The organism is Janthinobacterium sp. NKUCC08_JDC (genome assembly GCF_019345575.1).
GTDB classification, from domain to species: Bacteria; Pseudomonadota; Gammaproteobacteria; order Burkholderiales; family Burkholderiaceae_D; genus Janthinobacterium; species Janthinobacterium aestuarii.
On the sequence record NZ_JAHKQW010000002.1, the window covers coordinates 806,556 to 831,325 of the forward strand.

The following is a 24,770-nucleotide window of genomic DNA, read 5'->3' on the forward strand; positions in this document are numbered from 1 at the left end:
CTTTCAATCATTGCTTTGGCAATGACAGCGAGGAATTACAGCGCCTTCAGGGTGCCTTTAGGCAGCAAGGTGGTGATGGAGCTCTTTTGCACCGTGATTTCGGTGCCGGTCGCCACTTCGATGGTGACGTAAGCGTCCACTACCTTGACAACACGGCCCAGCATGCCGCCGGCGGTAACGACTTCGTCACCCTTGGCCAGCGCGTCCATCATCGCCCGTTGTTCTTTGGCGCGTTTTTGCTGTGGGCGGATCATCAGGAAATACATGACCACGAACATCAATACCAGCGGCAGGAAGCTGGTCAGATTGCCGCCGAGGCCCAGGGCGTCGGTTGGGGCTTGCGCATAAGCGTTGGAAATGAAAAACACGGTGACTCCAGTTCTAATCAGTTTGAAAAAATAGCGCTGTATTCTAGCATTGGCAATCCGCCAAGCCTCCAATTGCAGGCATGGCAGCTTCAAATGGGGCTAAAAAGGCATTATGCAATGCTTTATCGCCCCAGTCCAAGCACCAATACACAAAACTTCCGGCCATGCTGCGGCCAGGGCGCCAGATAAGGTTTTCTTAAGTTCCGCGTGCGCGTTCCGCGTGGAATTGCAGGGTAAACGCGTGAAAACGGTCTTCATCGAGCGCTTCGCGCATCTGGCGCATCAGGTCCAGGTAGTAATGCAGGTTGTGGATGGTATTCAAACGCGCACCGAGGATTTCCTTGGAGCGGTGCAAATGGTGCAGGTAGGCGCGCGAGAAATTGCGGCAGGCGTAGCAGCTGCAGGTCTCGTCCAGCGGCGCCTGGTCTTCCTTGTACTTGGCGTTCTTGATCTTGATGTCGCCAAAACGGGTGAACAGCCAGCCATTGCGGGCGTTACGTGTCGGCATGACGCAGTCGAACATGTCGATACCGTTCGACACACCCGCCACCAGGTCTTCCGGCGTGCCCACGCCCATCAGGTAATGGGGCTTGTTGGCCGGCAGGCGCGGGCCCACGTGGGCCAGCATGCGCATCATGTCTTCCTTCGGCTCGCCGACGGACAGGCCGCCGATGGCGATGCCGGGGAAATCGATCTCTTCCAGCTTCGCCAAGGACTCGTCGCGCAGCATTTCGAACATGCCGCCTTGCACGATGCCGAACAGCGCATTCGGGTTTTCACCGCGGTGGAACTCGTCCTTCGAGCGCTGCGCCCAGCGCAAGGACATGCGCATGGACTTGGCCGCTTCCTCGATGGTGGCCGGACGGCCCTGGATTTCGTACGGCGTACATTCGTCGAACTGCATGACGATGTCGGAATTCAAGACGCGCTGCACCTGCATCGACACTTCCGGCGACAGGAACAATTTATCGCCGTTGATGGGCGAATTGAAATGCACGCCCTCTTCCGTGATCTTGCGCATGGCGCCCAGCGAAAACACCTGGAAACCGCCCGAGTCCGTCAAGATCGGCTTGTTCCAGCCCATGAAACCATGCAAGCCGCCGAATTTTTCCATGACGGTGTTGCCAGGACGCAGCCACAGGTGAAACGTGTTGCCCAGAATGATCTGCGCGTCGATCTCGTTGAGTTCCAGCGGCGACATGGCTTTCACGGAGCCGTAAGTGCCCACTGGCATGAAGATCGGCGTCTGCACGACGCCATGGTTGAGTTTCAAGGTGCCGCGGCGTGCCTTGGTCAGGCCGCTCGTGTCGGTCTTGAGTAATGTAAATTCCAGCATGTCAGTCTTTCACGGGAGTATCAAGGTTCAGCGCAGCGCGCGATTGCGTGGTGAGCAGCATCGCGTCGCCATAGCTGAAGAAACGGTAATTCTGCGCAATCGCATGCGCGTAGGCGCTGCGGATCGGCGCATAGCCGGCAAAGGCCGACACCAGCATCAGCAGGGTCGACTTCGGCAAATGGAAGTTGGTGATCAAACGCGTCACCGTCTTGAACGCATAGCCGGGCGTGATGAACAGGGCAGTATCGGCGCTGCCCGCCACCAGCTGGCCGCTTTGCGAGGCAGACTCCAGCGCGCGCAGGCTGGTCGTACCGACGGCCACCACGTCGCGCGCGGCCAGCTGCGCGGCGCGCACGGCGTCGACGGTTTCCTGCGGCATGGTGTACCACTCGGTATGCATCTTGTGTTCGGCCAGCACCTCGGTGCGCACGGGCTGGAAGGTGCCGGCACCCACGTGCAGGGTCACATAGGCGAAGTTGACGCCCTTGGCCTTCAATTGATCGAGCAGGGCCTGGTCGAAATGCAGGCCGGCCGTCGGTGCGGCGACAGCGCCGGGCACCTTGTTGAACACGGTCTGGTAGCGCGTCTCGTCGAATGCATCCGCATCGTGCTCGATGTACGGCGGCAGCGGCAGCCGGCCATGCGCCTCGATCAGCTCGAACACGTCGGCCTCGAAGTGCAGGGTAAAGAACTCGCCGGCGCGCTGGCCGACCGTCACATCAAAGGCGTCGGCCAGGCGGATGCGGCAACCGGGCGGCGGCGACTTCGACGCGCGCACCTGGGCCAGCACGGTGCGGTCATCGAGCACGCGCTCGACCAGCGCCTCGATCTTGCCGCCGCTTTCCTTGACGCCAAAGAAGCGCGCCTTGAGTACGCGCGTATCGTTCATCACCAGCAGGTCGCCCGCCTGCAACAGCCCGACGATGTCGGCGAACTGGCGGTCGACCAGAGCGTCGCCGTCCAGATGCAACAGGCGCGAGGCGCTGCGCTCGGCCAATGGAGTTTGCGCAATGTTTTCTTGCGGCAAATTAAAATCGAAATCGGAAAGCGAATACATGCGTTTTGCTTCAAAAGTACGTCAAAAATGATTAGGAGTGCGCAATGGAACATCTGGCACTATACTGTGCGCCTATACAGGCATTACAATAATCCGCCGCAACAATTTACGACTGCGGTACGCACAGGGTGTGCCGGACAACCCTCTATTTTACGCTAGCGGCACCAAAACCTTGCATATGTCCGATCCAAAGCCCGATCTTCCTCCCACGGCCAAGCCGGCCACCAAGCCGAAAGCCGTCAAAAAAGTGGTCAGCACGGAAAGCCGGCTGGCCAAACTGGGCTTGCGCACGGACATGGACCTGGTGCTGCACCTGCCGATGCGCTACGAGGACGAAACCAAGGTCTACACGATACGCGACGCCTGCCTGCGCGGCGGCGAGTCGTGGCAGGTCGAGGGCATCGTCACCAAATGCGAAGTCAATTTCAAGCCGCGCAAGCAGCTGCTGGTGACGATCGCCGACGAAACGGGCAATTTGCTGCTGCGCTTCATGAATTTCTACGGCAGCCAGGTCAAGCAGCTGGCCGAAGGCACGCGGGTACGCGCGCGCGCCGAGCTCAAACACGGCTTTTTCGGCGCCGAGATGGTGCACCCGACATATAAAGTGGTCAACGAGGGAGCGCCCCTGCCCACCGCACTCACGCCCGTGTATCCGTCCGGCGAAGGCCTGTCGCAGCACGTGCTGCGGCGCGAGATCGCCGACGCCATGCGCCGCATCGACTGGCAGGACACCTTGCCCGACCAGCTGCTGCGTGAAATGCAGCTGTCGCCGTTCCGCGCCGCCGTGCACCTGCTGCACTATCCGCCGCAGGACATCGATGAAAGCGCGCTGATGGACCGCTCGCACCCGGCCTGGGTGCGCATGAAGTTCGATGAACTGCTGGCGCAGCAGCTGTCGCTGAAACGCGCCCAGCGCGCGCGCCGCTCGAAAGGCGCCGCATCGCTACCCATCGTCGGCACCCTGTCGAACGCCTTCGGCGCAGCCCTGCCCTTCAAGCTGACGGGCGCACAGGCGCGCGTACTTGAGGAAATCCGCGCCGACCTGCGCCAGCCGTATCCGATGCAGCGCCTGTTGCAGGGCGACGTCGGCAGCGGCAAGACGGTGGTGGCGGCATTGTCCGCCACGCAGGCGATCGACAGCGGTTACCAGGCCGCGCTGATGGCGCCCACGGAGATCCTGGCGGAGCAGCACTTCCGCAAGATCGCCGCCTGGATGGAGCCGCTGGGCGTGAAGGTGGCGTGGCTGACGGGCAGCCTGAAGAAAAAGGAAAAGACGGCCGCGCTGGCCCTGATCGAATCGGGCGAAGCGCAGCTGGTGATCGGCACGCACGCGCTGATCCAGGATAACGTGCTGTTTGCCAAACTGGGCTTGGTGATCGTCGACGAGCAGCACCGCTTCGGCGTGGGCCAGCGCCTGACCCTGCGCAACAAGGGCGACAGCGCGGCCGTTCCGCACCAGCTGATGATGTCGGCCACGCCCATTCCGCGCACCCTGGCCATGACGTATTACGCCGACCTGGAAGTGTCGGTGATCGACGAGCTGCCGCCAGGGCGCAGCCCCATCGTCACGCGCGCCATCGACCAGAACCGGCGCGACGAAGTCATCGCCCGCGTGTATGCGGCCGCATTGGAAGGCCGGCAAGTGTACTGGGTCTGCCCGCTGATCGAGGAATCGGAAGCGCTGCAGCTGCAGACGGCCACCGACACCTACATGATGCTGGCCGAAGCCCTGCCCGCGCTGCAGGTGGGCCTCGTGCACGGCCGCTTGAAACCGGCCGAAAAGCAGGAAGTGATGGACGCCTTCATCGCCGGGCATATCCATGTGCTGGTGGCCACCACCGTCATCGAGGTGGGCGTCGACGTGCCGAACGCCTCGCTGATGGTGATCGAACACGCCGAGCGTTTTGGCTTGTCGCAGCTGCACCAGCTGCGCGGGCGCGTGGGCCGCGGTTCGGCAGCCAGCGTCTGCCTGCTACTGTACCAGGGCCCCCTGGGCGGCGTGGCGCGCCAGCGCTTGATGACCATGCGCGAGACGACGGACGGCTTTGAAATCGCCCGCCGCGACCTGGAAATCCGTGGCCCCGGGGAGTTTCTTGGCGCGCGCCAGTCCGGCCAGGCCATGCTGCGCTTCGCCGACCTGGAAACGGATCAGTGGCTGGTAGATCAAGCCCGCGACGTGGCGCACGATTTGCTGCACGCCACCACGGCCGCCGCTGCAGCCACCGTGGAAGCGCACCTGGCGCGCTGGCTGGGTGGGAAAGAGGAATTTTTAAAAGTATAGGTCTTACATTGCATGCTTTGGGCCGTTTTCGGATTACGCGCTTTGCGCTAATCCGACCTACTCACGACGCAAACGGTAGGTCGGATTAGCGTAGCGTAATCCGACAACATTGTTAGCGCTGCTCACTCCCGCCCAACACCCGCCACATCCACACCATCGCCGCCCCAATCCGCGGCACACCATCCCTGCTTTACATACCGGTGAAAACTGGAATACGGCCAATCGATGACTTTGCTCACAAGGCCATGCTTGACGGGGTTGTAATGGATGTAATCGATATGATTGGCGAGGTCGCGTTCGTCGCGTAGTACATGCTCCCAGAAGCGGTGCTGCCAAATATCCTTAATTCCTGCATGTTTGCTGAACCACGTCCTGATCAAGCGCCAGCGCGTCATGAAATCGGTATCGTCTTCAGGCAGGGTCCAGATGCAGTGCAGGTGATCGGGCAGGATGACGATAGCGTCGATAGCGAATGGCCGTTGATGCCGCACGGCGCGGAAAGAATCACGCAGCAAATCCACGGCATTGGCAGCAGAAAAAACGGGCCGGCGATGGGCAGTCACCACCGTGAAGAAAAAGCTGCCACCTGGCTGGAATGCGCGTCGGTATCGCATGATTTTGCATAGTTTCCGAGGATTGTCGGATTACGGCCTTCGGCCTAATCCGACCTACGCGATATACGCGGCGGCAGGTCGGGTAGGTCGGATTAGCGTAGCGTAATCCGACTTCACGCAAACCACATTGCGCCCACGCAGCCTACATGCACATCCAGAAGCGGTTCGCCAGGTCGAGCATGAAGTCGGGCCGCAGATAGGCAAGGAAGACAATGGCCAGCAGCGCGGCGCCAGCCAGGCGCCACAGCCATGTGCGCCAGCTGGCCATTACGCGGCCACCGCCACGCGCTTGACGGCGCGCTCGTCGATGGGCAGGTTGATCAGCGCGGCCAGCAAGCCCAGGCCGATGGTGATCATCCACACGATGTGGTAACTGCCCTGGTGCTCGTACAGATAGCCGCCCAGCCAGGCGCCGAGAAAACTGCCCACCTGGTGCGAGAAGAACACCATCCCGGCCAGCATCGACAGATGCTTCACGCCGAAGATGCCGGCGATGATGCCGTTCGTCAGCGGCACGGTCGACAGCCACAACACGCCCATGCCGGCGGCGAACAGATACACGGACCACGCCGACAATGGCGCCAGCAGGAACGCGGTGATGACCACGGCGCGCGTTACGTAGATGGCCGACAGCAGGTAGCGCTTGGCGATCTTGCCGCCGAGTTTGCCCGCATAGTAGGAGCCGACGATGTTGAACAGGCCGATCAGGGCCAGCGCCGTGACGGCGACGTTCGGGTTCATCAGGCCCTGGTCCTTCAGGTAGGCCGGCAAGTGTACGCCGATGAAGACCAGCTGGAAACCGCAGACAAAATAACCGGCCAACAGCAGCCAGAACGAGCGGCTGGCGATCGCTTCGCTGAAGGCGGCGCCCACGCTTTGCTGCGGGCCGCTGGCGTGCGAGACGGGCGGCTCGCGCAGGTAGAAGGCCATCGGGATCATCGCCAGCAGCACCAGCGCGGCCAGCACATAAAAGGCGTTTTGCCAGCCCACGGCGGAAATCAGCTGCTGCTCCACGGGCATCATGAGGAACTGGCCGAACGAGCCGGCCGCCGACGAGATGCCGAAGGCCCACGAACGCTGCTCGGGCGGCGCGCTGCGGCCGATGATGCCGCTGATGGCGCCAAAAGCGGTGCAGGCCAGCGCCAGGCCGATGAAGATGCCGGAACCGACGATGAACAGGGTGGGCTGCGTCACGAGCGCCATCCACACGAGGCCCGCCATGTAGCTGATGGCACCGACGATGACGACGCGCATGGTGCCGAAACGGTCGGCCGCCATGCCGGCGAACGGGCCGAAGACGCCCCACATCAGGTTTTGCATGGCCAGCGCCAGCGAATACGTTTCGCGCGTCCAGCCATTGGCTTGCGAGATCGGCTGCATCCAGAAGCCCAGGCCGTGGCGCACGCCCATCGCCAGGGTCAGGACGACGCCGCTGGCGATGAGGACAGTTTTCAGGCTGGGACGGGATGAGTGCAATGTCATGGGATTCCTGTTCACGCCTGGTCGGCTTGGTAGACGAGGCCGATCTGGCCGCGCATGGTGTCGAGATTGCGCATCAGCGCCACGCTGTCGGCGTGCGGCATGAGGGGGCTTTCCAGCAGGCCGGCGCGGATACAGCGCATCGCCTCGATGGCCTCGTGCGCGTAGCCATTGCCAAGGTGGGGGGCGGCGACGACGCGGCGTTCGCCGTCCATCATTTCGACAATCAGGTGATCGGGCTTGTAAAAACGGTTGGGCAGGCGGATGCGCCCCAGGCTGCCGGAAATGGTCATTTCCGTCGGCGTCTGCGCGCGCAGGCTGGAGGCGCACGACGAGGTGCCGCCGCCCGCGTGCAGCAGCGAGAACACGACCTGCTCATCGACGCCGGTGGCGCCCATCTCGGCCAGCGCCTGCACCTGCGATACGGGGCCGAGGAAGAAGGCCGCCATCGACAGCGGATAGATGCCCACGTCGAGCAGCGCGCCGCCACCGAGTTCCGGGTTGAACATGCGGTGCTCGGGCGGGAAGTTGGCGACAAAGCCGATATCGGCCTGCACCTGCCGCAGCACGCCGATTTCGCCGCTGGCGATGATGCGTTTGGCTTCCTGCACGGCGGGCAGGAAACGGCTCCACATGGCCTCCATCAAAAACAGTTTTTTCTCGCGCGCCATATCGACCACGGCCTGCGCTTCGCGCGCATTCATGGTGAACGGTTTTTCGCAGACGACGTGCTTGCCGGCGGCCAGGCACAGCAAGGCGTTTTCCGCATGCAAGGTGTGCGGCGTGGCGATGTAGATCACGTCCACGCCAGAATCGTCAGCCAACGCCTGATAGGAGCCATGGCAACGTTCGATGCCGAATTCGGCGCCGAAGGCCTGCGCACCGGCGCTGCTGCGCGAGGCGACCGCCACCAGTTGCGCACCGGGCGCATCACGCAAGCCATTGGCCATTGCGCGGGCGATCTTGCCGGTGCCGAGGATGCCCCAGCGGACGGTATTTTCCATGCTATTGATCTCTTTCTGCGCCAGCCACCTTGCGCTTCGGGCGGAACACCGCCGCGTCATTATAAAAATCGTCGTCCTGGCATTCGCACCAGCCGGGCAAGCCAAGCACGGGCAGCGGCGTGAAGTCCGCCGTGGTCAGGCCTTGCTGCGCCAGGTCTTGCGCCACCCGCTCGTCGAGCCAGGCGCGGCGTGCCGCATCGTCGAGCGCAAAGTAGGCGTCGCCGGCAAAGATCACGCGCGTATGCGCCGTGATGGCCTTGCGCGGCACCACCAGTTTTTCCATCAGCGCGTGGCCGAACAGCCAGACATCGGCGTCGCCGCCTGCGCCAAATTTCTCGCGCTGCGCAATGAACGCGCTGCGCCAGTCGTGCCCGCGCAAGGCCGCGCCCAGCGCGCGCCCCGCGTCGCTGTCGCGCAGCACCAGCAAGGCGGAATTTTCGTCAAAAATCGTCGCGCCATCGCGCGCGGGACCACGCGATTTGCCCACGCCGGACAGGGCGATCTGCGCGGCCTGCAGCGCATTCAATTGGCGCTTGATGCGGGGGAAGGTCAGCCACACGAGCGCGTTGAAAAAATCGTGCAGATTGTCGCGCGTGGGCACGCCGCCCGTCGCGCCGATAAACTCCTCGTAGGCCACGCCTTCAGGCAGGTCCGCTTGCGGCACGAAGGCCAGCGGCAGGCCCGATGGATTGCGCAAATCCAGCGCCCGCGCCCGTCCATTGAGCGCGGCAATCACCGTGTCGCGCTGCAGGTCCAGCTGCCGTCGCGCCGGCAGCACCGTGGCAAACCAAGGGCGGGTCCAGTCTATCGATGGCAGCATGAACGCTTAGACCATTTTCCAGTTGATCTGCTCGCCCGCGTTGAGCGGAATGACATGGCTGTCGCCCAGCGGCAGCGAAGCCGGCAAGGTCCAGCTTTCGCGTTTCAGGGTGATGGTGTCCGTATTGCGCGGCACGCCGTAGAAAGCCGGGCCGTGGAAGCTGGCGAACGCTTCGAGTTTATCGAGCGCGCCGGCACGTTCGAACGCTTCCGCATACATTTCCATCGCGTGCAGGGCCGTATAGCAACCGGCGCAGCCGCAAGCCATTTCCTTGGCGCCTTGCGCATGCGGCGCCGAATCCGTGCCGAGGAAGAAACGCTCGTCGCCGCTGGCGGCCGCCGTCATCAGTGCCAGACGGTGCTCTTCGCGCTTCAGGATAGGCAGGCAGTAGTAATGGGGACGGATGCCGCCCTTGAAAATCTCGTTGCGGTTGTACAGCAGATGATGCGCCGTGATGGTGGCGGCGATCGGGCCTTCCGCTTCGGCCACGTACTGCGCCGCATCCTTGGTGGTGATGTGCTCGAACACGACGGACAGGGCCGGGAAGGCGCTGCGCAGCGGGCGCATCACGCGCTCGATGAAGACGGCTTCGCGGTCGAAAATGTCGATTTCCGGGTCCGTCACTTCGCCGTGCACGAGGAAGGGCATGCCCACTTCCTGCATCACTTCGAGCACCTTGTAGCAATTCTTCAAATCCGTCACGCCCAGGTCGGAATTCGTCGTGGCGCCGGCCGGATACAGTTTCACGGCTTGCACGATGCCGCTGTCCTGCGCGCGGCGGATTTCATCGGGCGAGGTGTTGTTCGTCAGGTACAGCACCATCAGCGGATCGAAGTTCACGCCTTGCGGCACGGCGGCCAGGATGCGCTCGCGGTAGGCACTGGCATCGGCAGTGGTGGTGACGGGCGGTTTCAGGTTCGGCATGACGATGGCGCGGCCGAACTGGCGCGCGCTGTGCGGCAGCACGCTGGCCATGACGGCGCCGTCGCGCAGGTGCAAATGCCAGTCATCCGGACGGGTGATGGTGATGGAGGCTGGGGTGTGATCGAGTGTGGACATGGCGGCTGCTCTCAGGCGGTCATTGCGAATAGCGCCATTTTACCAGCCGCGGGGCGGCCTCGCAGGCTGCGGCGGCTACTGCCCGATGCTTGCCGGACGATCAAACGGTCGGTTCGCACCGGCCGTTTTCAATCTCAGGAACGCACAAGCATCAGGACTTGCCCGGTGCCGTCTCCTGCTTCGCCACCCAGGCGCGCAGTTCCGCCAGCATCCGGTCCAGCGCGGCGCGGTCGTAGACGTGGCCACGGCTGACCACCAGGCGGATCTGGCGCGTGGCGCCGATATCCTGCAGCGGGTTCGCGTCGAGCACCAGCAGGTCGGCCGCCTTGCCGGCCGCCACGCTGCCGTAGCGGTCCAGCTTGCCCAGGAAGCGGGGACCGTTGATGACGGCCGACTGCAAGGCTTGCTGCGGCGTCAGGCCGTACTGCACGTACAGGCCGATTTCATCGTGCAGGGCCTGGCCCGGATAGTCGAAGGAATTCAAGAAGCCCGCATCGGTGCCGGCGATGATGCTCACGCCCTGCTGCTGCAAAAGGGGCAGCAGCAGGGCCGATTGCTCGAACTGCGCGTGGCGCTGGACGATCGCTTCCGGGCCATCCTTGGCGGCGCGCTGCACGCGCCAGTCGTAGGTGGCGCGCAAGCCCTTGCCGATGTATTGCAGGGCCGTGTCGTGGGTGTGGTCTTCGCGGTCCAGGTACGCCGTCACGCGCGAACCCCACAGGGTCGGCACGATGGCCGTGCCGCGCGCGGCCAGATAGCTGAAAGCCTTGCGCGCCGTCGGCTCGTCGTAGCTTTGCACGCTGGCCTGCATGGCTTCCTTGCCCGTCATCGCGCCGGCCGCCACCTTGGCCGTCAGCTCCTGCTCGCGCGGCGTGGTGGCGCGCAGCAAATACGATTGATGCTCGATCGTGCCCAGGCCCGCATCGGCCATCTGCTCCAATGTGAGCTGCACGGGGATATGGCCCGACGTGCGCATGCCCCGTTCGCGCGCCTGGCGCAACGCTTCCAGGTACAGCTCCGGCTTCAGGGTGTTTTCCGTGATCTTCACGAAGTCGACTTGCTGCGCCTGTAGGCCGTCGAGCGCGCGCGTGACTTCCTGCGGCGTACCCACTTCGATGGTGCCCTTCCACAGCGGCTTGATACCTTCGAGTTTGGCGCCGGACGTAAAAATCGTCGGGCCCTCCAGCTGGCCCGCGTTGATCTGCTGGCGCCATGCCAGCACCGTGTCGGGCAAGTCGCCCGAGCAGTCGCGCACCGTGGTGATGCCGTGCGCCAGGTACAAAGGCAGCAGCTGCTTGTTCTCGTCGATCAGCTCCGGGCCGCCGCCGAAATGCACGTGCGTATCCCACAGGCCCGACATCAGATATTTGCCGGGCAGGCGAATCGTCCGCTTCGGCGCGTAGCTGCGCAGCTGCGCGTCATCGACGACGGCAACGATGCTGTCGCCCTGGAGCAGCACGGTCTTGCCCTTGACCGCCTTGCCTGCGGCCACGTCGATCACGGTGGCGCCGCGCAGGGCGATGTCAACGGCGATCTTGTCGGCCGCATGGGCATGGGCGAGCAGGCCCAGCGCCAGCATGGCGCCGGCTAGTTGTTTCATGTCAGGCATTCGTACTCAACTTCAACGTGATGAAAAATTAATGGATGATCTTGGCGAGGAAATCGCGTGCGCGGTCCGAGCGCGTCGTATTGAAGAAGTCATCCTTGCTGCAATCTTCGATGATTTTTCCCTGGTCCATGAAGACGATGCGGTTGGCCACGCGCTTGGCAAAGCCCATTTCGTGCGTGACGACCATCATCGTCATGCCTTCCTGCGCCAGGCCCACCATCACGTCAAGCACCTCGTTGATCATCTCCGGATCGAGCGCCGATGTCGGTTCGTCGAACAGCATGGCGATCGGGTCCATCGACAGCGCGCGGGCGATCGCCACGCGCTGCTGCTGGCCGCCCGACAGCTGGCCGGGGAATTTGTCCTGCTGCGACAGCAGGCCCACGCGGTCCAGGTATTTCAAGCCCTTGGCATTGGCTTCGTCGGCGCTGCGGCCCAGCACCTTGATCTGGCCGATGGTGAGGTTTTCGCGGATCGACAGATGCGGGAACAGCTCGAAATTCTGGAACACCATGCCGATGCGCGCGCGCAGTTTCGACAGATTCGTCTTCGGGTGGTTGACGCTGATGCCGTCGACGATGATCTGCCCCTGCTGGATCGGTTCGAGGCCGTTGACGGTCTTGATCAGGGTCGACTTGCCGGAGCCCGACGGGCCGCAAATGACCATCACGTCACCCTTGGCGACGTTGGTGGTGCAATCGGTCAGTACCTGGAACTGGCCATACCATTTGCTGACGTTATTGAGTTCAATCATCTTGTTCTTTCTTTTACGGTTAGCGAATGATGGCGACGCGTTTCTGCAGGCGTTTTACCAGGAACGACAAGGCATAGCACAGCACGAAATACACGACGGCGACAAACACGTACATCTCCACCAGGCGGCCGTCGCGCTGGGCGATTTTTGATGCGGCGCCGACGAAATCGGGGATCGACAGCACGTACACGAGCGACACGTCCTGGAACAGCACGATGGTCTGCGTCAGCAGCACGGGAATCATGTTGCGGAACGCCTGCGGCAGCACGATGAAGGCCATGGTCTGCGAGTAGTTCATGCCCAGTGCCTGGCCGGCCCATACCTGGCCGCGCGGGATCGACTGTATGCCGCTGCGCATGATCTCGCAATAGTAGGCCGCCTCGAACATGATGAAGGTGATCAGCGCGGAAGAAAACGCGCCCACTTTCACGGGCTCGTTGGCGCCGATGATCCAGGCCGCGATATACGGCACCAGGAAGTAGAACCAGAAGATCACCAGCACCAGCGGAATCGAGCGTATCAGATTGACGTAGCTCGATGCCACGCCCGAGATGAGGCGGCTGCCGGACAAACGCATCAGCGCCAGCAGGGTACCGAGCACGATGCCGCCGACCATGGACAGCGCCGTCAGTTTCAGTGTGAAGACCATGCCGGTCTGGAACAGGTAGACCCACGAGCGGGAGATGACATCGAAGTCGAAATTGCCTAACATATCAATGTCCTCCCGTCTTGGCGCCAGCGACGATGAAGCCCGGGATGGCGACCTTTTTCTCGATCAGGTGCATCAGCACCACCACCAGCAGGTTGACGACGACGTAGATGATGGTGGCGGCCGAAAACGCTTCGAACACCTGGAAGGAAAACTCCTGGATGGCGCGCGCGCTGGCTGTCAGCTCGATCAGGCCGATGGTCAGAGCCACGGAACTGTTCTTGATGATGTTCAAAAATTCGCTGGTCAGCGGCGGCATGATGACGCGCGCAGCCATCGGCAGCAAAATGAAGCGGTAGGTTTGCGGCAGGGTCAGGCCCAGCGCCGTGCCGGCCAGTTTCTGCCCGCGCGGCAGCGCCTCGATGCCCGTCGTCACCTGCACGGCCACGCGCGAGGAAGTAAAGAACCCCAGGCACAGCACGGCCGTGACGAACGGCGCATTTGGCAGCGATTTGACCCAGGCGCCGAGGTCCGGCGGCAGCAGTTCCGGCATGACGAAATACCAGAGGAACATCTGCACCAGCAGCGGCACGTTGCGGAACAGTTCGACGTAGGCATTGGCCACGCCCACCAGCCATTTGTTCGGCAAGGTGCGGATGGTGCCGATCACCAGGCCCAATATCAGCGCCATGATCCACGCCGCACCGGCCGTGGCCAGGGTCCAGGTCAGGCCGGACCACAGGGTGTCCATATACGTGCCCACGCCATCGGGAGAAATCTCCCAGAAAATGCGCCAATTCCAGTTGTAATTCATGATCATCCTTCGCATGCAGCCCGAGGACAGCGGCCAGCCGGCCACCCGTCCCGCAAATAAATCGGGAGGCTTGCGCCTCCCGGTTTGTTACGCAATCTTTACTTTTTCCGCTTGTCCGACGTCTTCTGCGCTTCCGGTACGGCCGCATACGCGGCAGGGTCGCCGGAGTCGGTCGGATTGGCAAACACGGCCTTCAATTGCGGCGGCATGGGGAATTTCAGATTGATGTTTTTCGGCGGGATCGGCGAGGTAAACCATTTCGCGTAAATGCGGTTGATGTCGTCGCTCTTGTACAGGCGGATCAGCGCATCGTCGACCACTTTCTTGAAGGCCGGGTCGCCCTTGCGCAGCATGATGCCGTACGGCTCGACCGACAGCGCTTCCTTGGTGATTTCGTAGTCGTTCGGGTTTTTCGAGTTGGCCACTTGCGACGCCAGCAAAATGTCGTCGTTGGCTTCAGCCACCGCGCGGCCCGTTTCCAGCATCAGGAACGACTCGGGATGATCCTTGCCGACGGCGATATTCATGCCCAGGTTCTTTTCCTTGTTCAGGATCGTCATCTGCTTGATGGTCGACGTGCCAGCGGTAGCGACCAGGGTCTTGCCGCGCAAGTCTTCCAGGGTCTTGATGTTCGAGGATTTTTTCGCCAGCACGCGGTTGCCGATAACGAACATGGTCGGGGCGAACGCCACTTGCTGCTGGCGCTCCAGGTTGTTCGTCGTCGAGCCGCATTCGAGGTCGATGGTGCCGTTGGCCATCAGCGGGATACGGTTGGCCGACGTGACGGGACTCATCACCACTTTCAGTTCGCTCAGACCCAGGTGCTTTTGCAGGGCCGTGACGACTTTCATGCACAGGTCGATCGAATAACCCTGGTATTGCTGCTTGTCGTCGAGATAGGAGAAGGGCACGGAGCCGTCGCGCACACCGAGAGTGACGGAACCGGCTTTCTTGATCTTGGCCAAGGTGCCGGTCAATTCCTGAGCCTGGACTGGCGACATGCTGCTGATGACACCGACGCTGAGCAGCGTGGCGATGATTTTGGTCAATTTCATAAATTCTCCTGGGCGGACAAACCGGATGGACTCCGAACGAAACAACTGTGGTGCAGACGCCACCATTGGAATTAATTTTATTTCATTTTCAGCACCCGACCAGCCATTTTCTGCGATTGCCCGCAAATAGGCGCTATACGCGCGCTGGAATCAGCGCGGCTGTAGCATTTTTCCTACTGATTTCACATTCCCGATTTATTTTGCCGGCGCCAGACCCGCCAACTCATCCTCTTGCGCCTCATCGTCCATGTTCGCCTGCTGGCGTTGCCACATCTGCGCATACAGGCCGTCGAGCGCCAGCAATTGCGGATGCGTGCCCCGCTCGACGATGCGGCCGTGGTCGAGTACGAGGATTTGCTGGGCGTCGGCCACCGTCGACAAACGGTGCGCAATGACCAGGGTGGTGCGGTTCTTGGCGATGTCCTTCAGCTGCGACTGGATCGCCTGTTCGGCCTTGGAGTCGAGCGCTGAAGTGGCTTCGTCGAAGATCAATATCGCCGGGTCTTTCAGCAAGGTGCGGGCAATGGCCACGCGCTGCTTTTCCCCGCCCGACAATTTCAAGCCCCGCTCGCCCACCATGGAGTTGTAGCCATCTGGCAAGCTTTCAATAAAATCATGGATCGATGCCGCTTTCGCCGCCGCCACGATGGCCTCCTTGCTGGCGCCCGGCTTGCCGTAGGCGATGTTGTATTCGATGGTGTCGTTGAACAAGACCGTATCCTGCGGCACGATGCCGATGGCCGCGCGCAGGGAATCCTGTGTGATGTTGCGCAAATCCTGGCCATCGATGGTGATGCCGCCGCCATCGACTTCATAGAAGCGGAACAGCAAGCGCGACAGGGTCGACTTGCCCGAGCCGCTGTGGCCCACCACGGCTGTCGTCGTGCCGGCGGGGATCTGGAAATCCACGTCGAACAGGATTTGCCGCTTGGCTTCATAGCTGAAATCCACGTGGGCAAAGCGCACGGCCGCGCCCCGCGTGACGAGCGGCTGCGCTTCCGGCGTGTCGGCGATTTCGCGGTTTTCGTTCAGCAAGGAAAACAGGCGTTCCATGTCGGCCAGGCTTTGCTTGATTTCGCGGTAAATCACACCCAGGAAATTGAGGGGGATATACAGCTGGATCATGAAGGCGTTCACCAGCACCAGGTCGCCCAGGGTCATCGTGCCGGCGATCACGCCCACCGTGGCGCGCCACAGGATCAGGGTGACGGCCGTGGCGATGATCAGGGACTGGCCCGTGTTCAGCAGGGACAAGGAAGTCTGCGATTTCACGGCCGCCGATTCATAGCGCTGCAAGCCTTCGTCGTAGCGCTTCGCTTCGTAATCCTCGTTGCCGAAATATTTGACGGTTTCATAGTTGATCAGCGAATCGATGGCCTTGGTATTGGCCTTCGAATCGAGGTCGTTCATGGTGCGGCGGAAATGCGTGCGCCAGTTCGTCACCAGCACGGTAAATGCGATGTAGGACACGAGCGCCACCGCCGTGATGACGGTGAACCAGATGTCGTAATGCAAGACCAGATAGCCGAGCACGAGGGTGATTTCCACCAGGGTCGGCAGGATGTTGAACAGGGTGTAGGAAATGAGCGAGCCGACGCTGCGCGTGCCCCGTTCGATGTCGCGCGTCATGCCGCCCGTCTGGCGGTTCAAATGAAAGCGCAAGGACAGCGCATGCAGGTGGCGGAACACTTGCAGCGCGATGGTGCGCACGGCCCGCTGCGTGACCCGGGCGAACAGGAATTCGCGCAGTTCCGTAAACAAGGTGGTCGACAGGCGCAGCAAGCCGTAGGCCACCAGCAAGCCGACGGGCAGCACCAGCAGCGCTTGCGGATGGGCCGCCGTGATCGTCATGGCGTCGACGAGTTTTTTCAGGATCAGGGGCACGCCCACGTTGGCCAGCTTGGCGCCCACCAGGCATAGCAGCGCCAGCAGCACCCGCCATTTGTAGACCCAGAGATATGGCAGCAAGGTCTTGATGGTGGCGAAATCGCTGTGGCTGGCGGAAGCGGGCGAGCGGGGCGGAGGGGAAGTCTGGGAACGGCGCATGGCGAAGGTCGGCTTTTTATGGTTCAATCGGGGCAATTGTAGCCTTTCATGAGAATAAAAGATGAGCACCTCCCCAGACCGTCCCGACAACTGCCTCGCCTCCGGCCTGCCCGCCGGAAAAATGCCGGAATTGCGCATGATGCCCGCGCCGTCCGACGCCAATGTATACGGCGACGTCTTCGGCGGCTGGATCATGGCGCAGGTCGATATCGCCGGTTCCCTGCCGGCCACCCGGCGCGCCAACGGTCGCGTCGCCACCATCGCCGTCAATTCCTTCGTCTTCAAAAACCCCGTCTTCGTCGGCGATCTGCTCTCCTTCTACGCCGACATCGTCAAGGTCGGCAATACTTCGATCACCGTCAATGTCGAGGTGTATGCCGAGCGCAACCGCCTGCAGGCATGCATCGTGAAAGTCACGGAAGCAACCCTGATCTACGTGGCGACGGACTCCGACCGCAAGCCGCGCAAGGTGCCGCCGATCGAGACCTTGCTGTCATCTTGATTGTTGCAATCATTCCACACCATGGATAGCCAGCGCCGCATCTTCCTGCAAAGCGCTGCGCGCATCACGGCACTGGCCGCGGCCGGCAGCGTGCTGTCCGGTTCCAGCGCGAGCGCCGCCACGCGCATGAATGGCGCCGGCTATCCGTTTGCGCTCGGTGTCGCTTCCGGCTCACCCTTGCCGGACGCCGTCGTGCTGTGGACGCGCATCTGCCACGACCCGCTGCACGCAGCCGCCACGCCCGCCATCGCCCTGAACGTGCGCTGGGAAGTGGCCGAAGACGAAGCGTTTCGCCGCATCGCCGCCAAGGGGCAAGCCACGGCCATGCCCGCCCTCGCGCACAGCGTACACGTCGACGCGGGCGGTCTCGCGCCCGGACGCTGGTACTGGTACCGTTTCATGCTGGGCGACGCCGTCAGTCCCGTGGGCCGCACGCGCACGGCGCCCGAGTCCGGCGTCATGCCTTCCTCGCTGAAACTGGCCGTTGCCTCGTGCCAGCACTGGGAATTCGGCGCCTATGCGGCGCACCGGCACATCGCGGCAGCCGCGCCCGACCTGGTGGCCTTTCTCGGCGACTACATTTATGAATGGGGACCGTACCAGCTGCAGCATCCGGGCCGGGCCGTGCGCACGCATGAAAGCTTTACGCTGGACGACTACCGCGCCCGCTACGCGCAATACAAGAGCGACCGCGACTTGCAGGGCGCGCACCTGGCCGCGCCGTGGATCGTCACCTGGGACGACCATGAAGTGGCCAACGATTACGGCAATGACCGCGACGAGTTGCTCACGCCCACCTTTTTGCAGCGCCGCGCGGCCGCCTACCAGGCGTTTTATGAACACATGCCGCTGCGCCTGCTGCCGCTGGGCCGGCGGGGCTTTGTCGACATGCGCATCTACCAGCGCTACGACTGGGGCCGCCTGGCGCGCTTCCACATGCTGGACGACCGGCAATACCGTGCCTATCACGCGTGCGCCAGGCCGGGCCGCGGCGGCTCCAATTCCGTCACCACGCGCAATTGCCCCGACCTGCTGAAACCGCAACGCACGATGCTGGGCGAAGAACAGCAGCGCTGGCTGCAAACGGGCCTCGATGATTCTCCCGCGCGCTGGAATATTCTGGCCCAGCAAACCCTGATGGCGCAATCGAGCCAGGTGCCGATTTTGCGGCCCGGCGACGAACGCGTCTGGACCGATGGATGGGATGGCTATCCGATGGCGCGCCAGCACCTGCTAGACGCCTTGCAAAGCAGCAAGGCCAGCAACCCGCTGGTGCTGTCGGGCGACGTGCACACTTTTTATGCCACCGAACTGAGCCGTAACGCCATGCGGCCCAGCGGCAAGAACAATCCGGTGCTGGCCACCGAGTTTTGCGGCACCTCCATCACGTCCAGCTCGCGTCCACAGGCGCGCACGGAACAGTACGTAGCGATGAACCCGCACATCCGCTACGGGCGCAGCGACAAGCGCGGCTATATGTTGATGGAAATCACGCCGGATAAAACCACGACCTTGTTCCAGGGCCTGGAGAACGTGCGCGACAGCGCATCAAGCATCGCGACACTGGCCCGCTTTACCGTCCAGAACGGCAAGGCGGGCGTGCAACGCAGCTAGCAACTACTTTTCAAGCCCTCGCGATAGCGCCGGCTGACGGGCACCTCGCCGCCCGTGGTCAGCACGGCGCGCGCATCGCCCGATTCCAGTGGTGCGATTGCCTGCACGAAATCGAGGTTGACGATATAGCTGCGGTGCACGCGCGCGAACCGTTTACCGTCCAGGCGGCGCTCGATGGCGGCCATGGTCGAGCGCAGCGGGTAATCGTGGCCACGCACGTGCAAATTCACATAATTGCCCCAGGCCTGTATCCATTCAATGTCGCCGGCGGGCAGCAAAAAATCCTTGCCCAGCTTGCGTACGAGGAACCGCTCCGGCTGCTGCACGGGTTCCACGGCCGGCCCTTCGTCGGGTTCACCGAGCAGTGTCGCCTCGCCTTGCCAGCGCATCAGCAGCAACTGGTAAAAACCTACGGTCAGCAAGACGAGGAAGTAAGCACGCACATCTTTCAGGTATTCATACGGCAACTCGCGCCACCAGGCGCCAAAATCATAGTGGCTGCCGGCGCTCAAGTAAGCCAGCTTGCGCAAGGCCACCATGGCCGCCACATGCACGAGGCTGTAGACAACTGAGGCAGCCAGGTGCCAGCGCAGGTTCTGACGTTGGAACACCAGGTGCAGGGGCCGGTACTGTCCCGCCAGCACGACCACAGGCACCAGCGCCAGCAGCACGAGATTGCTGCTCCATTCCCACACGGCCACTTCCCAGAACGGCGTATTGACCCCGGTGCGCCGCAGGTCCAGCCACACGAGCCAGCTGTTGACGCTGGCTTGCAACAGGGTCAGCACGATCCAGAATCCCGGCTCGGCCATGCGGCGCCAGCGTTGATAACGTTGCAACAAGTCAGTGGACGCGATGTGCATGGGCTCGGACGATAAATTGTTTACATGATTGTAAGGTCCCACACCCGTCCCAGGCGATCCATTCGTCCCAACCAGCCGTCCGCTGGTCCCATTTTGCTGGCTCGCAGCCCCGCCGCTGCCTATGCTGGGGCCTCCTTCATCACTCGCCCACGATCATGACCATGGACTCCCGCCGCCACGATATCGACGCCTTGCGCTTTCTCGTCTTCAGCCTGCTGATTGGCTATCACACCGCCCTGCTGTACATGGATGGATGGAACTTTCACATGCACAGCAGCTACGCCACCGATGCCTTGAACATGCCGCTGGTCTTCCTCAACCGCTGGCGCATGGAAATCGTCTTCCTCATCTCCGGCGTCTCGTGCGCCATGATGACGCAAGCCTCGCGCGGCACCTTCCTGTGGCGCAGGATCAAGCGCCTGCTGCTGCCGCTGCTGTTCGGCATCGCCGTCGTCATCCCCATCCAGCCATATTGCGAAGGTGTCAGCAAGGGCCTGGTCGAACCTGGTTATGGACAATTCCTGCTCCATTACTTTGGCGGCTACGCCTGGCCGGCAGGCGCCTTCGATGGCTGGCAATATGGCTTTACCTGGAACCACCTGTGGTATCTCGTGTATTTGCTGCTGTACATCGTCGTGCTGGTGGCACTGCAACCGCTGCTTGAGCGGATGAAACCGTACTTCCAGCGTCTGCGCGGCTGGCGTTTGCTCGTCTTGCCGGCCCTGCCCGCACTGGCCGCGACAGTCTTCCTCAAAATGCGCTATCCGGAAACCCATGCGGTAGTGCACGACTGGTATGCACACGCCATGTATTTCACGATGTTCGTGTATGGCTGGTGGCTGGGCAATGACATGGGATTGTGGGCGGAACTGGCGCGCCTGCGCTGGCATACGCTGTGGCTGGGCCTGGGCGCGTTTACCGTGTACATGGCGTTCGACCAGATTTATTCGGAGAACCTGCTGACCTGGGCCTCGTTCGGCTCCTGGCCCATGCGCAACCTGTATATGTGGCTGGCCATCTGCGCCATCCTGGGCTGGTCGCATACGCTATTGAACCGCCCTTTTGCCTGGCTGCCATGGGCGCGCCAGGCCGTCTTTCCCTGGTACATATTGCACCAGAGCGCGATTATCGTGCTGGCCTACTGGCTCGTGCCCCTGAAGCTGGGCCCCGTGGTGGAACCGCTACTGATACTGGCCGGCACGGTGGCAATCTGCTGGCTGGGGACGTCGCTGCTGATCAGCAAGGTGAACTGGCTGCGCCTCTGCTTCGGCTTGCCCGCCCGGCCAGCACGGAAGCTGGCGGCGGACACAAGCCTGGCGGCGAACTAGGCAACCTTCTTTTCGTCGCGCAATTGACGGCGCAAGATCTTGCCGACATTGGTCTTCGGCAATTCATCGCGGAACTCGATGTATTTCGGTTTCTTGTAGGCCGTCAATTCATGCTTGCAATGCTCGCGGATCTGTTCCACCGTCAGGTTCGGATCCTTACGCACGACAAACACTTTCACGGCTTCACCCGCGTTGGCGTCCGGCACCCCGATGCAGGCACATTCGAGCACACCAGGGCAGGAAGCGACCACGTCTTCCACCTCGTTCGGATACACATTGAAGCCGGACACAATGATCATGTCTTTCTTGCGGTCCACGATCTTCACGTAGCCGCGTTCATCCATGACGCCCACGTCGCCCGTCTTGAAAAAGCCGTCTGCCGTCATCGACTTGGCTGTCTCATCCGGGCGCTGCCAATATCCCGCCATCACTTGGGGGCCGCGCACGGCGATCTCGCCCGGCTCGCCCAGCGGCAATTCCACGCCATCGTCGTTCAAGATTGCCACTTCCGTCGAAGGGAAAGGCAAGCCGATGGTGCCCGTAAATTCCGTGATGTCGACGCGGTTGCCCGTCACCACGGGCGACGTTTCCGACATGCCATAGCCTTCGATCAGCGGACAGCCCGTCAGCTTCAACCAGCGTTCGGCCACGTTGCGCTGCAAGGCCATGCCGCCGCCATTGCACACTTTGTAGCTGGAGAAATCGAGCTTGGCGAAGTCCGCATTGTTCAGCAGCGCGTTGTACAAGGTGTTGACGGCCGGGAAGACTACGATCTTGTGCTTGGACAATTCCTTGACGAAACCGGGGATGTCGCGCGGGTTCGGGATCAGCACGTTCAAGCCGCCCACGCGCATGCCCATCAGCGCGCTGACCGTCAGCGAATAGATGTGATACAGGGGCAAAGCGCACATGAATCCCATCGAAGTGGCGCGCATTTCCTTGGTCATCACGGGCGAAATCCACGCCTCGTTTTGCAGCACGTTGGCGATCACATTACGGTGCAACAACATCGCGCCTTTCGACACGCCCGTCGTGCCGCCCGTGTATTGCAGGAAGACGATATCGTCATGCCCCTGCTGCACCGGCGTCAGGCTCAAGCGTGCGCCTTCGGCCAGCATCTTGTTGAAACTGATGGCGCCCGGCAAGGAAAACGCGGGTACCATTTTCTTGATCTTGCGCACGACGAAGTTGACGATGGTGCCTTTCAGTCCACCGAGCATGTCGCCCATGGTGGCGACGATCACGTGCTTGACCTGCGTGTGTGGCAACACTTGCTCGACCGTGGTGGCGAAGTTTTCCAGCACGATGATCGCTTCGCTACCCGAATCGATCAGCTGGTGCTGCAATTCACGAGGCGTGTACAGCGGGTTGACGTTGACCACCGTGTAGCCGGCGCGCAAAATCGCCGCCATGGCCACCGGATACTGGAGCACGTTGGGCAGCATGATCGCCACGCGCGCACCCGTCTTCAGGCCCTTGCTTTGCAGCCAGGCGCCCATCTGCAGCGACAGCTTGTCGAGCTCGCGGTAGGTGAGAAATTTATCCATGCACACGAACGCGTTGCGGTCCGCATATTTCTGGAACGACTCTTCCAGCAAATGCGTGACGGACCGGTATTGCGTGCAATCAATCTCTGCGGGAACGGTGTCCGGGTACGACTTCAACCAAATCTTGTCCATCTATGCCTCATCTTTATCTGTAGAAAGGGTGTGCAGCCTGATGCGCACACCCTGCACTGTTTATGCTGCTGTCTTCGTTTCGTCACGCAGGGCGCGACGCAAAATCTTGCCGACGTTGGTCTTCGGCAGTTCATCGCGGAACTCGATGTATTTCGGCCGCTTGTAGCCTGTGAATTGTTCCTTGCAATACGCGGCCAGCACTGCCTGGGTCAGGTTCGGATCCTTGCGCACGACAAACACTTTCACGGCTTCGCCAGAGTGTTCGTCCGGCACGCCCACGCAGGCGCACTCGAGCACGCCCGGATGGGCCGCGATGACGGCCTCGACTTCGTTCGGATACACATTGAAGCCGGAGACGAGGATCATGTCTTTCTTGCGGTCGACGATCTTCACATAGCCGCGCTCGTCCATGATGCCCACGTCGCCCGACTTGAAGTAGCCATCAGGCGTCATGACCTTGGCCGTTTCATCGGGACGGTTCCAGTAGCCGCTCATCACTTGCGGGCCACGGATGGCGATTTCGCCCGTCTGGCCCAGCGGCACTTCCTTGCCGTCATCGTCGAGGATGGCGATCTCGGTCGATGGCACGGGCAAGCCGATGGTGCCGGAAAACACCGTGGTATCGGCCCGATTGCAGGTGGCGACGGGCGACGTTTCCGACAGGCCATAACCCTCGATGATGGACACGCCCGTCACTTGCAGCCACTTGTCATTGACGGCTTGCTGCACCGCCATGCCGCCGCCATTGGCGATCTTCAAGCCCGAGAAATCGAGCTTGGCGAAATCGGGGTGGTTCACCAGCGCGTTATACAGGGTATTGACCGCTGGCAGCAGATTGAATTTGTACTTGCCCAGCTCCTTGATCAGGCCAGGGATATCGCGCGGATTCGGGATCAGGATATTCAGGGCGCCCACGCGCGTGCCCCACATCGCGCACGCCGTCAGGGCAAAGATATGGTACAACGGCAAGGCGCAAACGACGATCATCTGTTCCTTGCTGTTCTGGTCGAGCGCCGCGCCTGACCACGCTTCGCTCTGCAGCACATTGGCGATCACATTGCGGTGGCTCAAGGTCGCGCCTTTCGACACGCCCGTCGTGCCGCCCGTGTATTGCAGGAAGGCAGCGTCATTGATGCTCAGCTCGACAGGCGTGAGTTTCATGCGGCTGCCCAGCGCCAGCGCCTGCTTGAAACGCATGGCGTTCGGCAAGGAATACGCGGGCACCATCTTCTTGACGTTGCGCACGACAAAATTGACGATCGCACCCTTCAAGCCGCCCAGCATTTCGCCCATGCTGGCAACGATGATGTGCTTGACGGCCGTCTTGGCCAGTACTTGCTCCAAGGTATGGGCAAAGTTTTCCAGCACGATGATCGCTTCGCTGCCCGAATCGTTGAGCTGATGCTCGAGTTCGCGCGGCGTATAAAGAGGATTGACGTTGACCACCGTGTAGCCGGCGCGCAAGACGGCGGCGATCGCCACCGGATACTGGAGCACGTTCGGCATCATCAGGGCCACCCGGGCGCCCTTCTTCAGGCCACGGCTTTGCAGCCAGGCACCGAGCTGGCGCGAATAGGTATCGAGTTCGGCATAGGTGAGAAATTTGTCCATGCAGACATAGGCATTGCGGTCCGCATATTTTTGAAACGCTTCTTCCAGCAGGTGCACCAGCGAACGATATTGATCAGGATCGATGTCGGCGGGGACGCCGGGAGGATACGACTTCAGCCAAATTTTTTCCATCCTGTGCCTCTTGTCTCGAATAATCGTGGGGGAGCCGGCGCACCCTGCCGGCGCGGATCATTGCTGCGGATTCTATTGTCCTGCAGTCAGTTTGAG

The 24,770-nt window shown here is 61.8% G+C and carries 22 protein-coding genes; 4 read left to right on the forward strand and 18 right to left on the reverse strand.

Features of this window, described 5'->3' with window-relative positions:
• Positions 1 to 35 precede the first annotated feature (35 nt).
• The 3 genes from yajC to queA all read right to left on the reverse strand — a co-directional run bounded on the left by yajC (position 36) and on the right by queA (position 2,761).
• A complete protein-coding gene (gene yajC, locus KO538_RS09625) occupies positions 36 to 368 on the reverse strand; it encodes a preprotein translocase subunit YajC (RefSeq protein WP_034745505.1) in 333 nt (110 codons plus the stop codon).
• A gap of 196 nt (positions 369 to 564) precedes the next feature.
• The gene (gene tgt / locus KO538_RS09630) at positions 565 to 1,704 is read right to left on the reverse strand and encodes a tRNA guanosine(34) transglycosylase Tgt (protein WP_034745502.1); all 1,140 of its coding nucleotides are present in this window, start codon (positions 1,702 to 1,704) and stop codon (positions 565 to 567) included.
• 1 nt (position 1,705) lies between these two features.
• A complete protein-coding gene (gene queA, locus KO538_RS09635; protein WP_219328120.1) occupies positions 1,706 to 2,761 on the reverse strand; it encodes a tRNA preQ1(34) S-adenosylmethionine ribosyltransferase-isomerase QueA in 1,056 nt (351 codons plus the stop codon).
• 178 nt (positions 2,762 to 2,939) lie between these two features.
• Between queA and recG the strand changes: the two genes are divergently transcribed.
• Entirely contained in the window at positions 2,940 to 5,042 is a 2,103-nt protein-coding gene (gene recG, locus KO538_RS09640; protein WP_219328121.1) for an ATP-dependent DNA helicase RecG, read from the forward strand.
• A gap of 122 nt (positions 5,043 to 5,164) precedes the next feature.
• On the opposite strand, the gene KO538_RS09645 is transcribed toward recG, so the two are convergent.
• The 12 genes from KO538_RS09645 to KO538_RS09695 all read right to left on the reverse strand — a co-directional run bounded on the left by KO538_RS09645 (position 5,165) and on the right by KO538_RS09695 (position 16,945).
• Positions 5,165 to 5,656 carry a transposase gene (locus KO538_RS09645; protein ID WP_257620245.1) on the reverse strand — a complete coding sequence of 164 codons (492 nt, stop codon included), beginning with the start codon at positions 5,654 to 5,656 and terminating at the stop codon, positions 5,165 to 5,167.
• A 142-nt stretch (positions 5,657 to 5,798) separates the two neighbouring features.
• Positions 5,799 to 5,924, reverse strand: coding sequence for a hypothetical protein (locus KO538_RS29350; RefSeq protein ID WP_257620246.1), 126 nt, complete (start codon positions 5,922 to 5,924; stop codon positions 5,799 to 5,801).
• On the reverse strand, positions 5,924 to 7,138 hold the full coding sequence (locus KO538_RS09650; protein WP_080698372.1) for an MFS transporter: 1,215 nt from the start codon (positions 7,136 to 7,138) through the stop codon (positions 5,924 to 5,926). The genes KO538_RS29350 and KO538_RS09650 overlap by 1 nt, the downstream gene beginning before the upstream one ends.
• 11 nt (positions 7,139 to 7,149) lie before the next feature.
• Entirely contained in the window at positions 7,150 to 8,139 is a 990-nt protein-coding gene (locus KO538_RS09655; protein ID WP_219328122.1) for a Gfo/Idh/MocA family protein, read from the reverse strand.
• Position 8,140: 1 nt separating this feature from the next.
• Positions 8,141 to 8,959, reverse strand: a complete 819-nt coding sequence (locus KO538_RS09660) for a DUF3025 domain-containing protein (RefSeq protein WP_034745487.1) — start codon at positions 8,957 to 8,959, stop codon at positions 8,141 to 8,143.
• Between the two features lie 6 nt (positions 8,960 to 8,965).
• Positions 8,966 to 10,018 carry a dihydroorotase gene (pyrC, locus tag KO538_RS09665; RefSeq protein WP_034745484.1) on the reverse strand — a complete coding sequence of 351 codons (1,053 nt, stop codon included), beginning with the start codon at positions 10,016 to 10,018 and terminating at the stop codon, positions 8,966 to 8,968.
• A gap of 151 nt (positions 10,019 to 10,169) precedes the next feature.
• Positions 10,170 to 11,618, reverse strand: coding sequence for an amidohydrolase family protein (locus KO538_RS09670; protein ID WP_257620248.1), 1,449 nt, complete (start codon positions 11,616 to 11,618; stop codon positions 10,170 to 10,172).
• Between the two features lie 37 nt (positions 11,619 to 11,655).
• A complete protein-coding gene (locus KO538_RS09675; RefSeq protein ID WP_034745477.1) occupies positions 11,656 to 12,381 on the reverse strand; it encodes an amino acid ABC transporter ATP-binding protein in 726 nt (241 codons plus the stop codon).
• Between the two features lie 19 nt (positions 12,382 to 12,400).
• Positions 12,401 to 13,093: an amino acid ABC transporter permease gene (locus KO538_RS09680; protein ID WP_034745474.1), complete on the reverse strand. Its 693-nt coding sequence runs from the start codon at positions 13,091 to 13,093 to the stop codon at positions 12,401 to 12,403.
• A gap of 1 nt (position 13,094) precedes the next feature.
• Positions 13,095 to 13,844, reverse strand: a complete 750-nt coding sequence (locus tag KO538_RS09685; RefSeq protein WP_070303009.1) for an amino acid ABC transporter permease — start codon at positions 13,842 to 13,844, stop codon at positions 13,095 to 13,097.
• A 98-nt stretch (positions 13,845 to 13,942) separates the two neighbouring features.
• A complete protein-coding gene (locus tag KO538_RS09690) occupies positions 13,943 to 14,899 on the reverse strand; it encodes an amino acid ABC transporter substrate-binding protein (RefSeq protein WP_034745472.1) in 957 nt (318 codons plus the stop codon).
• Between the two features lie 195 nt (positions 14,900 to 15,094).
• The gene (locus KO538_RS09695) at positions 15,095 to 16,945 is read right to left on the reverse strand and encodes an ABC transporter ATP-binding protein/permease (protein WP_034747574.1); all 1,851 of its coding nucleotides are present in this window, start codon (positions 16,943 to 16,945) and stop codon (positions 15,095 to 15,097) included.
• 136 nt (positions 16,946 to 17,081) lie between these two features.
• Here KO538_RS09695 and KO538_RS09700 point away from each other — a divergent pair, with 136 nt between their 5' ends.
• Positions 17,082 to 17,447, forward strand: coding sequence for an acyl-CoA thioesterase (locus tag KO538_RS09700; RefSeq protein WP_223278886.1), 366 nt, complete (start codon positions 17,082 to 17,084; stop codon positions 17,445 to 17,447).
• A gap of 21 nt (positions 17,448 to 17,468) precedes the next feature.
• Positions 17,469 to 19,061: an alkaline phosphatase gene (locus tag KO538_RS09705; protein WP_219328124.1), complete on the forward strand. Its 1,593-nt coding sequence runs from the start codon at positions 17,469 to 17,471 to the stop codon at positions 19,059 to 19,061.
• Here the strand turns inward: KO538_RS09705 and KO538_RS09710 are convergent.
• Positions 19,058 to 19,924 (reverse strand): LytTR family DNA-binding domain-containing protein, encoded by an 867-nt coding sequence (locus KO538_RS09710; RefSeq protein ID WP_219328125.1) that lies wholly within the window; start codon positions 19,922 to 19,924, stop codon positions 19,058 to 19,060. The two genes, KO538_RS09705 and KO538_RS09710, sit on opposite strands and share 4 nt — an antisense overlap.
• A 155-nt stretch (positions 19,925 to 20,079) precedes the next feature.
• Between KO538_RS09710 and KO538_RS09715 the strand changes: the two genes are divergently transcribed.
• Positions 20,080 to 21,252 (forward strand): acyltransferase family protein, encoded by a 1,173-nt coding sequence (locus KO538_RS09715; protein WP_219328126.1) that lies wholly within the window; start codon positions 20,080 to 20,082, stop codon positions 21,250 to 21,252.
• Here KO538_RS09715 and KO538_RS09720 read toward each other — a convergent pair.
• Together KO538_RS09720 and KO538_RS09725 are read right to left on the reverse strand one after the other, a co-directional pair.
• The gene (locus tag KO538_RS09720) at positions 21,249 to 22,931 is read right to left on the reverse strand and encodes a long-chain-fatty-acid--CoA ligase (RefSeq protein WP_219328127.1); all 1,683 of its coding nucleotides are present in this window, start codon (positions 22,929 to 22,931) and stop codon (positions 21,249 to 21,251) included. The two genes, KO538_RS09715 and KO538_RS09720, sit on opposite strands and share 4 nt — an antisense overlap.
• A 60-nt stretch (positions 22,932 to 22,991) precedes the next feature.
• Positions 22,992 to 24,674, reverse strand: coding sequence for a long-chain fatty acid--CoA ligase (locus KO538_RS09725; RefSeq protein ID WP_070302822.1), 1,683 nt, complete (start codon positions 24,672 to 24,674; stop codon positions 22,992 to 22,994).
• Positions 24,675 to 24,770 lie beyond the last annotated feature (96 nt).

Coding starts and splice junctions, on each gene's coding strand:
- tgt (WP_034745502.1), bottom strand. CDS start 1,704: ATGCTGGAATTTACATTACTCAAGACCGACACGAGCGGCCTGACCAAG.
- queA (WP_219328120.1), bottom strand. CDS start 2,761: ATGTATTCGCTTTCCGATTTCGATTTTAATTTGCCGCAAGAAAACATT.
- recG (WP_219328121.1), top strand. CDS start 2,940: ATGTCCGATCCAAAGCCCGATCTTCCTCCCACGGCCAAGCCGGCCACC.
- KO538_RS09645 (WP_257620245.1), bottom strand. CDS start 5,656: ATGCGATACCGACGCGCATTCCAGCCAGGTGGCAGCTTTTTCTTCACG.
- KO538_RS29350 (WP_257620246.1), bottom strand. CDS start 5,924: ATGGCCAGCTGGCGCACATGGCTGTGGCGCCTGGCTGGCGCCGCGCTG.
- KO538_RS09650 (WP_080698372.1), bottom strand. CDS start 7,138: ATGACATTGCACTCATCCCGTCCCAGCCTGAAAACTGTCCTCATCGCC.
- KO538_RS09655 (WP_219328122.1), bottom strand. CDS start 8,139: ATGGAAAATACCGTCCGCTGGGGCATCCTCGGCACCGGCAAGATCGCC.
- KO538_RS09660 (WP_034745487.1), bottom strand. CDS start 8,959: ATGCTGCCATCGATAGACTGGACCCGCCCTTGGTTTGCCACGGTGCTG.
- pyrC (WP_034745484.1), bottom strand. CDS start 10,018: ATGTCCACACTCGATCACACCCCAGCCTCCATCACCATCACCCGTCCG.
- KO538_RS09670 (WP_257620248.1), bottom strand. CDS start 11,618: ATGAAACAACTAGCCGGCGCCATGCTGGCGCTGGGCCTGCTCGCCCAT.
- KO538_RS09675 (WP_034745477.1), bottom strand. CDS start 12,381: ATGATTGAACTCAATAACGTCAGCAAATGGTATGGCCAGTTCCAGGTA.
- KO538_RS09680 (WP_034745474.1), bottom strand. CDS start 13,093: ATGTTAGGCAATTTCGACTTCGATGTCATCTCCCGCTCGTGGGTCTAC.
- KO538_RS09685 (WP_070303009.1), bottom strand. CDS start 13,844: ATGAATTACAACTGGAATTGGCGCATTTTCTGGGAGATTTCTCCCGAT.
- KO538_RS09690 (WP_034745472.1), bottom strand. CDS start 14,899: ATGAAATTGACCAAAATCATCGCCACGCTGCTCAGCGTCGGTGTCATC.
- KO538_RS09695 (WP_034747574.1), bottom strand. CDS start 16,945: ATGCGCCGTTCCCAGACTTCCCCTCCGCCCCGCTCGCCCGCTTCCGCC.
- KO538_RS09700 (WP_223278886.1), top strand. CDS start 17,082: ATGATGCCCGCGCCGTCCGACGCCAATGTATACGGCGACGTCTTCGGC.
- KO538_RS09705 (WP_219328124.1), top strand. CDS start 17,469: ATGGATAGCCAGCGCCGCATCTTCCTGCAAAGCGCTGCGCGCATCACG.
- KO538_RS09710 (WP_219328125.1), bottom strand. CDS start 19,924: ATGCACATCGCGTCCACTGACTTGTTGCAACGTTATCAACGCTGGCGC.
- KO538_RS09715 (WP_219328126.1), top strand. CDS start 20,080: ATGACCATGGACTCCCGCCGCCACGATATCGACGCCTTGCGCTTTCTC.
- KO538_RS09720 (WP_219328127.1), bottom strand. CDS start 22,931: ATGGACAAGATTTGGTTGAAGTCGTACCCGGACACCGTTCCCGCAGAG.
- KO538_RS09725 (WP_070302822.1), bottom strand. CDS start 24,674: ATGGAAAAAATTTGGCTGAAGTCGTATCCTCCCGGCGTCCCCGCCGAC.